We start from the raw sequence: 12,635 nt of genomic DNA, 5'->3' as shown, positions 1-12,635 counted from the left end.
GCGACGGCGGCCCGCGTATCAGCTGGTCCGCACTTAGAGGTCGCGCGGATTGATGGATGATCATGGGCGGCGGTGTGGTCGGCTGTCCCAGCGGTGCGTGGTCCAGGCCTGCCGGATCAGGCTACGGAGTGTGATGATGGTGTCGGCGAGGTCGAAGAACGCGTCGACGACGGTTTCGCGGCGTTCGTAGCAGCGCTGCAGCCGGTTGAAGCTGTTGTGCCAGGCGTTGGTGCGCTCGATGTGCCAGCGTTGGGTGGCCTGGATCGGTGCTTTCTCGCCCTTGCGCGCGATCTCGCTGTGCAGGCCCCGTTCGGTGAGTGTGTCGCGGGTCTTACCGGAGTCATAGCCGGCGTCGAGGTGCACGGTGATGTCGTCGGGCAGCGGGCCGAGAGCGTCGAGGTGGTCGAGAGTGGGGCCCAGTAGCGGGGAGTCGTGGCGGTGTGCCCCGGCCAGGACCCGGCCCAGTGGGATGCCATGGCCCTCGACGAGCACCGATCGCTTCATGCCCTGTTTACGCCGGTCAACCGGTGACGGTCCGGCGACCTCACCGCCGCCGGGGGCCTTGGTGATGGCGCCGTCGACGGCAACGTCGTCAAGCAACAGGCCGACGATGCGGTCGTAGGCGTCCAGGGCGATCCGGCGTAGCTGGGCGAAGACCCCGAGCCGGATCCACTCGTCACGGCGATCGCGGATGGTGGTCGCCGAGCAGGTGCTGTCGGAGACGCCCTGATACGGGCAGCCGAACCGCAGCACCTGCAGGAGCTTGTCGAACACGACCCGATCCGCGATCCGGCGGCGGTGACAGCCCCACGGATGAGTGGGATCGAACTCGACCCGGGGCGGCAGCAGCGCGGCGAACTGGTCCCACAACGGCTCGGTCAACCATGATGGCAGGGCGGGCACGCGGCCTCCAGACGATCACGAAGAGTCAACAACTTCATGATCGACAGGCCCGTGCCCGCCCCTCACCATCGACACCCGGCCGCGACCCAGCTGTGATCAATCCGCGCGACCTCTTATCAACAAATCTGAGGACAGGGCCGTTCGGCCGTGCGGGTACAGGACCGAACAGGTCAGCCGAGCCGGTCGAGCAGGGCCCGAGCATCGGTCGGTGCGTGGACCTTCGCGTCGTTGTCGAAGTAGCAGACGACGTCGTGCCCGGCGTCGCGCCAGGCCCGGATGCGGGCGGCCCAGCCGTCGAGCGCCGCGGCGGTGTAGCCACCGGCGTAGAGCTCGCCCTGGCCGTGCAGCCGCAGGTAGACGAGATCGGCGGTGACCTCGTCGAACACCGGCCAGGTGCCCGCCGAGTCCGACTGCACCAGGGCGACGCCGTGCTCGCGCAGCAGCGCGGTGAACGCCGGGTCCCGGAACGACGGGTGCCGCGGCTCGACCGCGTGCCGCAGCGGGCGGTCGGCGTCGGTCTCGACGAGCGCCCGGCCGTCGAGCCGCTCGTCGTGTCCGGTCGCGGCCCGGGCGGCGGCCGTGGTGGTCGACGGCAGCAGCTCCAGGAAGCGGGCCACCCGGTCGGCGTCGAAGCGCATCCGGGGCGGCAGCTGCCACAGCACCGGGCCCAGTGCGGGGCCCAGTCCGAGCACCCCGGAGGCGAGGAAGTTCGCGACCGGCACCGCGACGTCGCGCAGCTGCTTCAGGTGCGTCACGAAGCGCGGGCCCTTCACCGCGAACACGAACCCGGCCGGGACCTGCTCGGCCCAGGCGCGGTAGTTCTCCGGGCGTTGCAGCGAGTAGAACGACCCGTTGATCTCGATCGAGGTGACCTGCCGGGACAGGTACTCCAGCTCCCGGCGCTGCACCAGCCCCGGTGGGTAGAACGTGCCGCGCCACGGCGGGTAGCGCCACCCCGATGTCCCGACCAGCACAGTGCCGGCCCGGGGCGTCCCACTCACGTGCCACCGACCAGCCCGCGCAGCGCGGCGGCGGCCGCAACCGGGTGGGTCACCGGGCCGTTGTGGCCCCCGGGCAGCTCGACCAGGCCCCGCCCGATCCCGGCGGCCAGGGCCTCGGCGCACCGGTGCTCCCAGCGCCCGCGCGACTCGTAGCCGCCGGTGGGGATCACCCGTACCCCGCTGGCGGTCACGTCGGCCGGGTCGATCCGGGCGGCCCGCACGGCCGGGACGTCGTGGCGCAGGAAGCGGCGCAGTGCGGGCTGCGGGTCCCCCGACGGCGGCTCGGGCCGGTAGCCGGGCTCGACCGGGTCGTCGCCGGAGGTCAGCTCCGCCATCGTCCGGATCGCGGCGCCGATGTCGTCGCGCGCGACGAGGTCCTCGACCCGGTCCATGGCGGCCTCGAAGGCCGCGTCGCGGACCAGGCCGGGCAGCGGTGGCTCGTGCGCGACGAGCGTCGTGACCAGGCCCGGGTGCCGGACGGCGAGCAGCAGCCCGATCACCGCGCCGATGCTCACCCCCACGACGGCAGCGGGCCCGGTGCCCGCCAGCAGCCCGGCCGCGTCGTCGGCGTGCGCGGTCAGCGGGACCGGGCCGTCGTCGGCCGGGCTGCGCCCGATCCCGCGTCGGTCGTAGGTGAGCACCCGGTGGGTCACGGCCAGCTCGTCGACGAGCATCCGCGCCGCGCCCGCCTCGGACGCGCCGCCCTGGATCAGCAGCAGCGGCGGCCCCGACCCGGTCACCTCGTGGTGCAGGGGCACGACGTCCTCCCGGGCCGGTCTCGGGGCGGCCGGACGGCCGCCCGTTTGCCAGGATGGACGTCATGCGTACCCGACCGCACCTCGAGTCGTGACCGAGCTCGCCCCGGCGGTGCGCCGGGTCCTGGACTGGCCGGTCGACCACGTGGGCGCCGCCGTCGTCGCCGCGGACGGCACGGTGCTCGCCACTGCGGGCGACGTCGACCGCGAGTTCGCGCTGGCGTCGGTGACCAAGCTGCTCTCGGCCTACGCGGCGCTCGTCGCGGTCGAGGAGGGTGCCGTCGACTGGGACGACGCGGCCGGCCCGGAGGGTGTGACGGTGCGGCACCTGATCGCGCACACCTCCGGCCTGGCGTTCGACACCGACGAGGTCAAGGCCGCCCCCGGGGAGAAGCGGATCTACTCCAACACCGGTTTCGCCGTGCTCGCCGACGCCATCGCGGCCGCGACCGGCATCGGGTTCGCCGAGTACCTGCACGAGGCCGTCTGCACCCCGCTCGGGATGGGGCACACCCGGCTGGAGGGGGCCGCCGGCTCCGGCGCCGTCTCGACCGTCGAGGACCTGACCCGCTTCGCCGCCGAGCTGCAGGCCCCGCGGCTGCTGGACCCGCGGACCGTCGCCGAGGCGACCACGGTCGCCTACCCCGGTCTCGACGGGCTGCTGCCGGGCTACGGCCGACAGCGACCGAACGACTGGGGCCTGGGCCTGGAGATCCGCGACGGCAAGTCCCCGCACTGGACCGGGGTGCACTCGTCGCCGCGGACGTTCGGGCACTTCGGGCAGTCCGGCACGTTCCTGTGGGTCGACCCGGACGCGGGCGCCGCGGCCGTCGTCCTGACCGACCGCGACTTCGGGCCGTGGGCGGTCGAGGCGTGGACGCCGTGGACGGACGGGGTGCTCGCGGCGCTCGCGGCCGGCTGAGGGCAGGTCAGGGGTCGACCCGGTCGAAGCCCCAGGAGTGCGGCGGCCGGGCCAGCAGCTCGCCGGGCGGCTCGGGCAGCGTCGTCCCGGCCGGCACCCCGACCGCGATCACGACGACCCGACCGCCGTCGGCGACGAACAGCTCGTGGCGCTGCGCACCGGCCAGCGCGACGGCGGCCCGCTCGCGCACGTGGTCGAGGAGCTCGTCGCGGCGGCCGTCGGCGGCGCGGGCCTCCCACATCAGGGTCGGGGTCACGTCCGGCGCGCCGGCACGGTCGGCACGTCGACCGCGGCGGCCACGTCGGCGGCGGTGACCCGGAACCGGTCCGGATAGTGCGCGGCGTCGCGGACCGCAGGCGGCTCGGTGTCGCGCCAGACGAAGCCGCACAACCCGCAGCGGTGCACGGTCCACACCCCGGGGACCGGGGAGGTCGCGAGCACGGCGGCGCCGTCGGTGGAGCAGCGGGGGCAGGTCATCAGCGGTTCTCCTTCCGGTCGCCGGCGACGAGCCGGCCCAGACGCTCGACCCAGGCCGCGGTGTCGTCGGGCGGCACGACGCGCTGGGAGTAGTGCCCGCGGTCGTCCGGGGCGGTCGGCGTGGTGGCATCGATGATCAGCTTGTGGGTGATGCCGGCCGGGTCGGATCCCGGGTCCAGCGGCAGCACCGGCATGTCGGGCAGGATCACCAGGTCGTGCGCGGGGTGCATCTTGGTCGACAGCGCCCACATGACCTGGGGCAGGTCGAACGGGTCCACGGTGTCGTCGACGCAGATCACGACCTTGCAGTAGCCGAGGCCGTGCGGGGTGGTCATGGTCCGCATCCCGACGGCCTTGGCGAAGCCCCCGTAGCGGTTGCGGACCGAGACGATCGCGAGCAGCCCGGGGGTGTACATCGCGTTGACCGCGCGCACCTCGGGGAACTCGGCCTGCAGCTGCTTGAGCAACGGGACGCAGGTGTTGGGCCCGATGAGGTAGTCGCACTCGGTCCACGGCATGCCGATGTAGAGGTGCTCGAAGTAGGGCGTGGTCCGGTAGGACACCCGGTCGATGCGGATCTGCGGCATGCGCCGGCCGCCGGAGTAGTGCCCGGTGAACTCGCCGAACGGGCCCTCGAAGTGCCGCTCGCGCCCGAGGACGACGCCCTCCAGCAGGATCTCGCAGCCCCACGGGACGTCGAGCCCGGTCTCCGGGCCGGTGGCGATCGGGCATGGTGAGCCGCGCAGGGCGCCCGCCATCTCGTACTCGCTGTCGGCGTAGGCGATCGGCATGCCCGCGACCAGCGGGATCGTCGGCTCGTTGCCGAGCGTGATCGCGACCGGCAGGTCCTCGCCGCGCTCCTCGGCGCGGCGCAGCTGCAGCGCGATGTCGTGCTGCGGGACGGGCTGCAGCCCGAGCGTGCGCGGGCCCTGGACCTCCATCCGGTAGATGCCCAGGTTCTGCTTGCCGAAGGAGTCCGGGTCGTCGGGGTCGCGGCTGACGACGGCGGCCTTGTCGATGTAGAAGCCGCCGTCGCCTGCGTTGATGCGGAACAGCGGCAGCAGCGCGAACAGGTCGACCGCCTCGCCGGCGACGGTGTTCTCCGCGAACGGCGGGTCGGCGCGCCGCTCGACCGGCACCGGGAAGGCGTCCCAGCGACGGCCGAACTCCTCGACCTGCTCACGCACCGGGGTCTCCGGCGGCAGCCCGAGCGCGACGGCGTGGTTGGCCCAGGAGCCGTGCGCGTTGAGCACGATGTTCGGGTCGCGGAACCCGGCGACGTCGGTGAACAGCAGCGCGGGGGCTCGGTCGCCGAGCTTCGGTGCGGCGGCACCGGCGGCACCGAGGTCGGGCTCGGCCTTCACCTCGTCGTCGATGCGCAGGAGCTGGCCGTGCCGCTCGAGCTCGGCCAGGTAGTCGCGGAAGGTGTCCATCAGGCGCTCCTCCTCTGACGGGCGGACCCGCCGGTCCAGCGGCGGGCCCGCGGGGCGGGCAGGTCGAACTGGTCGCAGATGCGTGCGACGACGTGGTCGACGACGTCGTCCAGTCCGGCCGGGTGGTTGTAGAAGGCGGGCATCGGCGGGACGATCCGCACCCCGGTGCGGCGCAGGGCCAGCATGTTCTCGAGGTGGATCTCCGACAGCGGGGTCTCCCGCGGCACGAGGACCAGCTTCCGGTCCTCCTTGATCGTGACGTCGGCGGCGCGGGCGACGAGCCCGTCGGCGATCCCGTGCCGGATCTGCGCGAGCGTCTTCATCGAGCAGGGGACGACGACCATCCCGTCGGTCCGGAACGAGCCGGACGAGATCGACGCGGCCTGGTCCCCGAACGGATGTGCGGTCCCGGCCAGCGCCTCGACCTCGGGCACCGTCCAGCCGGTCTCCTCGACGATCGTCGCCCGCGCCCACTTGGAGAGCACGAGATGCGTGTCGACCTCGGCCTCGCGCAGCGCCTCCAGCAGACGGATCCCGAGGATCGCGCCGGTCGCGCCGGTGATCCCCACGACGAGTCGCACCGGGCCACCTCCCAACTAGTTCGTATACTAACTGTTTGAATACGAACTATACTCGTCGCATGATCGAGCGCAACCCGGGTGCCGACGAGGCGGTCGTGCACCTGCTCCGCCGGGTCCTGCAGTCCCACACCGCGGCCTGGCAGCAACGCGTCCCGCAGCTGACCAAGCCGCAGTACGCGATGCTCGACGCGCTGCGCCGCCGGCCCGGGATCGACCAGGTCACGCTCGGGTCGCTCGCGGCGACCGACAAGGGCACCACCACCGAGCTGCTGCGCCGGATGGAGCGCAACGGCTGGCTGACCCGCACCCGGTCCGAGACCGACCAGCGACGTCGGCTGGTCCACCTCACCGACGAGGGCGAACGCCTGGCCGCCGGGGCCGCGACCGAGGCCCGCGCGCTGGCCGCCGAGTTCCTCGCCCCGCTCGACGGGGCCGACCGGACCCGGCTGCGCGACCTGCTGGCCCGGCTCGCCGCGGCAGAGCCCGACGGGGACGGGGAGTCGTCCGGGATTCCTCACCCGGGGCGGGAATGAACCGCGACCCCCGCCCGTTGGAACGACTGTCCGAGCCGGGCGAACCGAGTCCCCGGGCCGCAATAGATAACCGCCACCGTGGAGTTCCGTTCGGCTGGAGCCACGATGCGCCACTCGCCGCGAGGCGACCGGCGTCCGGTTCGGACCCCATACCTCCCCTTCTCGAAATCCATTCGACGACGCCTGCGAGGCCGGTCACCATGGTCGGCGCGCGCCCGGTCCCGGGCGAGCAGGCAGACTGAACGAACGATGTCCAGCGAACCCGTCCCGTCTCCGACCTCCGCACAGCCGTCGTCGCACGACCGACCGCGCCGACCCCGCCGCCGACCCGGCGCCCGGGGCGAGCACCAGCCGCGCGGCGGGAACTCCGGCACCCCGCAGGACACACCTCCACACGAGACCACCTCATCGGACCTCGCCGCAGCGCAGGCCGCCCCCGGGACGGAGGGCGCCGCGCGCGGCGTCCCGGCCCGCGATCAGCAGCGCCGCCGTGCATCGACGCAGCGCCGCCGCGGGCCTCGGGGTCGGCGCGCTGCCGTCACGGCGCCCGGCCCCGACCAGCCCGGCCGTCGCGGCCCCGACCGCGACGGCCCGGACCCCTCGGGCCCCACCCCGGCCGCAGAGACCGACGCCGGCCGGCCGCGCCGGGGCACCGGCGGGGGCCGCGACGCCGAGCCGCCGCTCCCCCCGCTCGACGACGCCGAGCTCACCGCCCTGCGCGAGCGCCTCGACTCCCTCGGCCCGGCCGAGGCCGAGCGCCTGCGCGGCCGGCTGGACCGGGCCCGCGACGGGCGCGCCCAGCAGCGGGTCGCCGACGCCGTCGCGAAGGCCGAGCACCGCGTCGCGCGCCGGCGCGCCGCGCTGCCGCGGATCTCCTACCCCGCGACGCTGCCGGTCTCCGCGCGCCGCGAGGAGATCGCCGACGCGATCCGCGACAACCAGGTCGTGATCGTCGCCGGGGAGACCGGCTCCGGGAAGACGACGCAGCTGCCGAAGATCTGCCTCGAGCTGGGCCGCGGTGTGCACGGGATGATCGGGCACACCCAGCCGCGGCGGCTCGCCGCGCGCACCGTCGCCACCCGGATCGCCGAGGAGCTGGGCGTCGAGCTCGGCGGGGCGGTCGGTTGGAAGGTCCGGTTCACCGACGCCGTCGGCGACTCGACCATGGTCAAGCTGATGACCGACGGCATCCTGCTGGCCGAGCTGGCCGGGGACAAGGACCTGCTGGCCTACGACACGCTGATCATCGACGAGGCGCACGAGCGCAGCCTCAACATCGACTTCATCCTCGGGTACCTGACCCGGCTGCTCCCCCGCCGTCCCGACCTCAAGGTCGTCATCACCTCCGCGACGATCGACCCGGAGCGCTTCGCCCGGCACTTCGGCACGGCCTCGGAGAGCGGCGAGCCGACCCCCGCGCCGATCGTCGAGGTCTCCGGGCGCACGTTCCCGGTGGAGGTGCGGTACCGGCCCGTCGTCGACCCCGACGACCCCGACGCCGACCCCGACCGGCAGCTGGACGACGCGATCGGCGACGCCGTCGTCGAGCTGCAGCGCGAGGGCCCGGGCGACGTGCTGGTGTTCCTGCCCGGTGAGCGCGAGATCCGGGAGGCCACCGAGGCACTGGAGCGGCGCAACCTGCGGAACACCGAGATCCTGCCGCTCTACGCCCGCCTGTCGACGGCCGAGCAGCAGCGCGTGTGGGCGCCGCACGCAGGCAACCGGGTCGTGCTGGCCACCAACGTCGCCGAGACCTCGCTGACCGTCCCCGGCGTCCGCTACGTCGTCGACACCGGGACCGCGCGCATCTCGCGCTACTCGCGCCGCCTCAAGGTGCAGCGGCTGCCGATCGAGAAGATCTCCCAGGCCTCGGCGAACCAACGCTCCGGTCGCTGCGGCCGCACCTCGGACGGCATCGCGATCCGGCTGTACGCCGAGGACGACTTCGACGCCCGCCCCGAGTTCACCGACCCGGAGATCCTGCGGACCAACCTGGCGTCGGTCGTGCTGCAGATGATCGCCCTGGACCTGGGCGAGATCTCGGAGTTCCCGTTCGTCGAGCCGCCGGACCGGCGCGCCGTCGCCGACGGTCTGGACCTGCTGCACGAGCTCGGTGCGCTGCGTCCGGACCGGCGCTCGCTGACCGCCGTCGGGCAGTCACTGGCGCGGCTGCCGGTGGACCCCCGGCTGGGCCGGATGCTCGTCGAGGCGCACCGCAACGGCTGCCTGCGCGAGGTGCTGGTCATCGCGGCCGCGCTGAGCGTGCAGGACCCTCGCGAGCGGCCGACCGAGCAGCGCCAGGCCGCCGACGAGCGGCACCGCCGCTTCGCCGAGGACGGCTCGGACTTCCTCGCGTTCCTGCGGCTGTGGGACCACCTGCAGCAGCGCCGCGACGAGCTGTCGGGCAGCCGGTTCCGGCGCGAGCTGCGCGAGGACTTCCTGCACTACCTGCGCGTGCGCGAGTGGTGGGACCTGCACGGCCAGCTCCGGCAGGCCGCGCGCAGCTCCGGCATGGAGGTCAACGACCACGACCCCGAGTGGCCGCGGCACGCCGACCGGATCCACCAGTCCGTCCTCGCCGGTCTGCTGTCGCAGGTCGGCATGCAGGACCCGCTCTCCGAGAAGAGCACAGGGAAGGGCACGGGGAACGGCAGAGACGGGAAGAAGGAGCGGAAGGGGCCGAAGGACTATCTCGGAGCCCGCGGCGCGAAGTTCGCGATCTGGCCCGGCTCGGGGCTGGCGCGCAAGCCCCCGCGCTGGGTGATGGCCGCCGAACTCGTCGAGACGACGAGATTGTGGGCACGGACCGTCGCACCGGTGCAGCCGGACTGGATCGAGCCGCTCGCCGAACATCTCGTCAAGAAGACATATTCGGAACCGCGCTGGTCACGCAAGCGCGGGAGCGCCGTCGCGACCGAGCGGGTCACCCTGCACGGGCTGCCGCTGGTCGCGGACCGCACCGTCGCCTACGGCCGGATCGACGCCGAGGTGAGCCGCGACCTGTTCCTGCGCCACGCTCTCGTCGAGGGCGACTGGGAAACCCGGCACCCGTTCTTCCACGCCAACCGGGAGCTGCTCGACAGCGTCGAGGAGCTGGAGCACCGGGCCCGGCGGCGCGACCTCGTCGTCGACGAGGACACCCTGTTCGCCTTCTACGACGAGCGGGTTCCCGCCGACGTCGTCTCCGGTGCGCACTTCGACCGCTGGTGGAAGCGGGAGTCGAAGCGATCCCCGGACCGGCTGACCTACACCGAGGAGATGCTCGCGACCGAGGCCGCGAAGCAGGTCGACCGCAACCACTACCCCGACCACGTCGAGGCGGGCGGGCTGACGCTGCCGCTGTCCTACGCGTCCGAGCCGGGCCACCACGAGGACGGTGTGACCGTCGACGTGCCGGTGGCGGCGCTGAACCAGGTCGACCCGACGCCGTTCACCTGGCAGGTGCCGGGGCTGCGTGAGGAGCTCGTCACCGCGTTGATCCGGACGCTGCCGCGGAACCTGCGCCGCAACTTCTCCCCGGCCCCGGACCACGCGAAGGCGGTGCTGGCCCGGCTGCGCGGCGAGACCGGCCGACGCCCGCTGCTGGACGTCCTGGAGGACGAGCTCGGCCGGATGCGCGACGTGCACATCCGGCGCGAGGACTGGGAGCTAGAGCGGCTGCCCGAGCACCTCACGGTGACGTTCCGGGTGCTCGACGAGTCCGGTGCCGAGCTGGCCCGCGACACCGACCTGGACCGGCTGCGCCGCGCCCTCGCCCCGAAGGTGCGGGAGGAGCTGGCCGCCGCGGGCAGCGACGTCGAGGCGACCGGGCTGACGTCGTGGACGATCGGCGAGCTCCCCCGCGAGCTGCCGATCCGGCGCGGCGCGCACACGGTCACCGGCTACCCGGGCCTGCGCGACCGCGGCACGAGCGCCGACGTCCGGGTGTACGCGACGGCGTCCGAGCGCGACCCAGCCCACCACCGCGGCGCCCGGCGGCTCCTGCTCCGCAACACCACCCACCCGGGCAAGCAGGTGCAGCGCGGTCTGGACAACCGGGCGCGGCTGGCCCTGTCGCGCAACCCGCACGGCTCGCTCGACGCCCTGCTCGACGACTGCACCACCGCCGCCGCCGACCACCTGATGGTCCGTGGCGGCGGGGACCCGTTCGACGAGGCGCAGTACGCGCGGCTCGCGGAGCTGCTGCGGATGCGGCTGCCGTCGACGACGCTGCAGGTCCTCGACGCCGTCCGCGGCGTGCTGGAGGTGTGGCACCGGGTGGGTGCGGCGCTGGCGGACCTGCGCGGCCCGGCCACCCGCGACGGCGTCGCCGACGTGACGGCGGTCGTGGGCCGGCTGACCGCGCCGGGCTTCGTCACCGCCGCCGGCGCGAACCGGCTCGGCGACGTGAAGCGCTACCTGCAGGGCTGCGAGCTGCGGCTGGAGAAGCTGCGCGCCGACCCCGCCCGCGACGCCCGGTGGACCGCCGAGATCGCTCCGGTCGAGGCCGAGTACCGCGGGCTGCTCGCCGCGCTGCCCGAGGGCACCGAGCCGTCGCCGGCGCTGCGGGAGATCGGCTGGATGGTCGAGGAGCTGCGCATCTCGCTCTACGCCCACCCGATGAAGACCCGGCACCCGGTGTCGGTGCGGCGGATCGAGCGGGCGATCGACGAGCTGTGACTGTCGGGGGTCGCGGGCACACTGCGACCATGACCGATGCGCCGATCGCCATGTTCCGTCTCTTCGCACTCGACTGCCCGGACCCGATGGAGCTCGCCCGGTTCTACTCGGCGATCACCGGCTGGCCGGTGATCGGTCCCACCGACGCCGACCCGGACTGGGTCGAGCTCGACCCGGGTGGGGCGGGCGCCACGCTGGCGTTCCAACAGATCTCCGAGGGGGAGTTCACCCCGCCCGAGTGGCCCGGGCAGGTGCGCCCGCAGCGCGGACACGTCGACTTCGTCGTGCCCGACCTCGACGCCGGGGAGGCCGCGGTGCTGGCGATCGGGGCGCGCAAGCACGACGTCCAGCCCGCGCCGGCGAGCTTCCGGGTGTTCCTCGACCCGATCGGGCACCCGTTCTGCCTGGTCAAGGAGTAGCGGGCGCACCCAATGCCGCCGCCTCCTCGCGGATCGCCCGCACGAGAGCCGAGGCCGCGCCCGACGGCGCGCCGGCGGTGACCGCGAGCAGCGCACGGTCCGGCACGACCGGGTTGCGCACCGGGATCCAGCGCACGTCACGCGGCACCGAGTCCGCGGCGAGGCCGGGCACCACGGTGACGGCCAGCCCGGCGGCGACCAGCCCGAACCGGGTCGCCCAGTGGCGCGCCTCGTAGCCGATGTGCGGCTCGGACAGGCCCGGCCACGCGCCGAACTGCGGCTCGCCGGCCGGGCCCGCTCCGGCCACCCAGGTCTCGCCGACCAGGTCCTCCACGTCGAGCACGTCACGGTCGGCGAGCCGGTGCGCCCGGCCGACGGCGACTCCCGAGCCACGGGGGACGTGCAGTGTCTCGGCACGCAGGCCGTCGAGGTCCGGCGCGGGGAGCCCGGCGCCCACCGCGACCACCGCCACCTCCACCTGTCCGGCACGCAACCGTCGCACCTGGACAGGGCTCGCCGCCTCCTGCAGGGCGACCCGCAGGCCCGGGTGCCGGGCACGCGTCCTGGCGACGGCCCTCGGCAGCAGCACCGCCGTCGCCGTCGGGAACCCCGACGCCACGAGACTCCCGGCGAAGCGGTCGCGCACTCCGGCGACCTCCTCGAGCGCGCCGTCGAGCTCGGCGAGCACCCGGCCCGCCCGCCGGATGACGACCTCACCGGCGGCCGTCGGTCGCACCCCGCGCGGCAACCGCTCGAACAGCTCCGAGCCCGCGGCCGCCTCCGTGGCCGCGACCTGCCGGGACACCGCCGACTGCGTGTACCCGAGCACGGTCGCCGCGCCGCTGAACGAGCCCTGCCGGGCCACCTCGAACACGGTCCGCAACCCGGCGACGGTCAGCTCGGCCATGAGTCGATGGTATGCGTTCTGCTCATGTCTGTTGTGCACAGGTCT

The 12,635-nt window shown here is 73.9% G+C and carries 12 protein-coding genes; 4 read left to right on the top strand and 8 right to left on the bottom strand.

Annotation, left to right across the window (positions count from 1 at the left end; genetic code table 11):
* Positions 1–60: 60 nt before the first annotated feature.
* From Ae331Ps2_RS12830 to Ae331Ps2_RS12820, 3 genes are all read right to left on the bottom strand, one after another.
* Positions 61–903, bottom strand: coding sequence for an IS5 family transposase (locus Ae331Ps2_RS12830; protein WP_075329730.1), 843 nt, complete (start codon positions 901–903; stop codon positions 61–63).
* Positions 904–1,073: 170 nt separating this feature from the next.
* Positions 1,074–1,904 carry a DUF72 domain-containing protein gene (locus tag Ae331Ps2_RS12825; protein ID WP_020622627.1) on the bottom strand — a complete coding sequence of 277 codons (831 nt, stop codon included), beginning with the start codon at positions 1,902–1,904 and terminating at the stop codon, positions 1,074–1,076.
* Entirely contained in the window at positions 1,901–2,662 is a 762-nt protein-coding gene (locus tag Ae331Ps2_RS12820) for an alpha/beta fold hydrolase (RefSeq protein WP_075308686.1), read from the bottom strand. Before Ae331Ps2_RS12820 ends, Ae331Ps2_RS12825 begins: the two co-directional genes overlap by 4 nt.
* 88 nt (positions 2,663–2,750) lie before the next feature.
* Here Ae331Ps2_RS12820 and Ae331Ps2_RS12815 point away from each other — a divergent pair, with 88 nt between their 5' ends.
* Positions 2,751–3,581 carry a serine hydrolase gene (locus Ae331Ps2_RS12815; protein WP_075308687.1) on the top strand — a complete coding sequence of 277 codons (831 nt, stop codon included), beginning with the start codon at positions 2,751–2,753 and terminating at the stop codon, positions 3,579–3,581.
* Between the two features lie 7 nt (positions 3,582–3,588).
* Here Ae331Ps2_RS12815 and Ae331Ps2_RS12810 read toward each other — a convergent pair whose 3' ends face one another.
* Genes Ae331Ps2_RS12810 through Ae331Ps2_RS12795 form a run of 4 tightly spaced genes read right to left on the bottom strand, consistent with a single transcriptional unit; the run spans position 3,589 to position 6,072 of the window.
* Entirely contained in the window at positions 3,589–3,837 is a 249-nt protein-coding gene (locus tag Ae331Ps2_RS12810) for a hypothetical protein (protein ID WP_075308689.1), read from the bottom strand.
* Positions 3,834–4,058, bottom strand: coding sequence for a non-oxidative hydroxyarylic acid decarboxylases subunit D (locus tag Ae331Ps2_RS12805; RefSeq protein WP_020622623.1), 225 nt, complete (start codon positions 4,056–4,058; stop codon positions 3,834–3,836). Before Ae331Ps2_RS12805 ends, Ae331Ps2_RS12810 begins: the two co-directional genes overlap by 4 nt.
* Positions 4,058–5,491: a non-oxidative hydroxyarylic acid decarboxylases subunit C gene (locus tag Ae331Ps2_RS12800; RefSeq protein ID WP_075308691.1), complete on the bottom strand. Its 1,434-nt coding sequence runs from the start codon at positions 5,489–5,491 to the stop codon at positions 4,058–4,060. The genes Ae331Ps2_RS12805 and Ae331Ps2_RS12800 overlap by 1 nt, the downstream gene beginning before the upstream one ends.
* On the bottom strand, positions 5,491–6,072 hold the full coding sequence (locus Ae331Ps2_RS12795) for a UbiX family flavin prenyltransferase (RefSeq protein WP_075308693.1): 582 nt from the start codon (positions 6,070–6,072) through the stop codon (positions 5,491–5,493). Before Ae331Ps2_RS12795 ends, Ae331Ps2_RS12800 begins: the two co-directional genes overlap by 1 nt.
* Before the next feature lie 59 nt (positions 6,073–6,131).
* Between Ae331Ps2_RS12795 and Ae331Ps2_RS12790 the strand changes: the two genes are divergently transcribed.
* The 3 genes from Ae331Ps2_RS12790 (at position 6,132) to Ae331Ps2_RS12780 (ending at position 11,683) form a co-directional block, all read left to right on the top strand.
* Positions 6,132–6,605 (top strand): MarR family winged helix-turn-helix transcriptional regulator, encoded by a 474-nt coding sequence (locus Ae331Ps2_RS12790; RefSeq protein ID WP_075308695.1) that lies wholly within the window; start codon positions 6,132–6,134, stop codon positions 6,603–6,605.
* A 249-nt stretch (positions 6,606–6,854) separates the two neighbouring features.
* Positions 6,855–11,264 carry an ATP-dependent RNA helicase HrpA gene (hrpA, locus tag Ae331Ps2_RS12785; protein WP_083695510.1) on the top strand — a complete coding sequence of 1,470 codons (4,410 nt, stop codon included), beginning with the start codon at positions 6,855–6,857 and terminating at the stop codon, positions 11,262–11,264.
* A gap of 29 nt (positions 11,265–11,293) precedes the next feature.
* Entirely contained in the window at positions 11,294–11,683 is a 390-nt protein-coding gene (locus Ae331Ps2_RS12780) for a VOC family protein (RefSeq protein WP_020626316.1), read from the top strand.
* On the opposite strand, the gene Ae331Ps2_RS12775 is transcribed toward Ae331Ps2_RS12780, so the two are convergent.
* Entirely contained in the window at positions 11,673–12,590 is a 918-nt protein-coding gene (locus Ae331Ps2_RS12775) for a LysR family transcriptional regulator (RefSeq protein WP_075308697.1), read from the bottom strand. The two genes, Ae331Ps2_RS12780 and Ae331Ps2_RS12775, sit on opposite strands and share 11 nt — an antisense overlap.
* Positions 12,591–12,635 lie beyond the last annotated feature (45 nt).

Source organism: Pseudonocardia sp. Ae331_Ps2 (assembly GCF_001932405.1).
Classification (GTDB): Bacteria; Actinomycetota; Actinomycetes; order Mycobacteriales; family Pseudonocardiaceae; genus Pseudonocardia.
The sequence above is the reverse complement of the archived record's forward strand: the minus strand, read 5'-3'. Positions and strand labels throughout refer to the sequence as shown.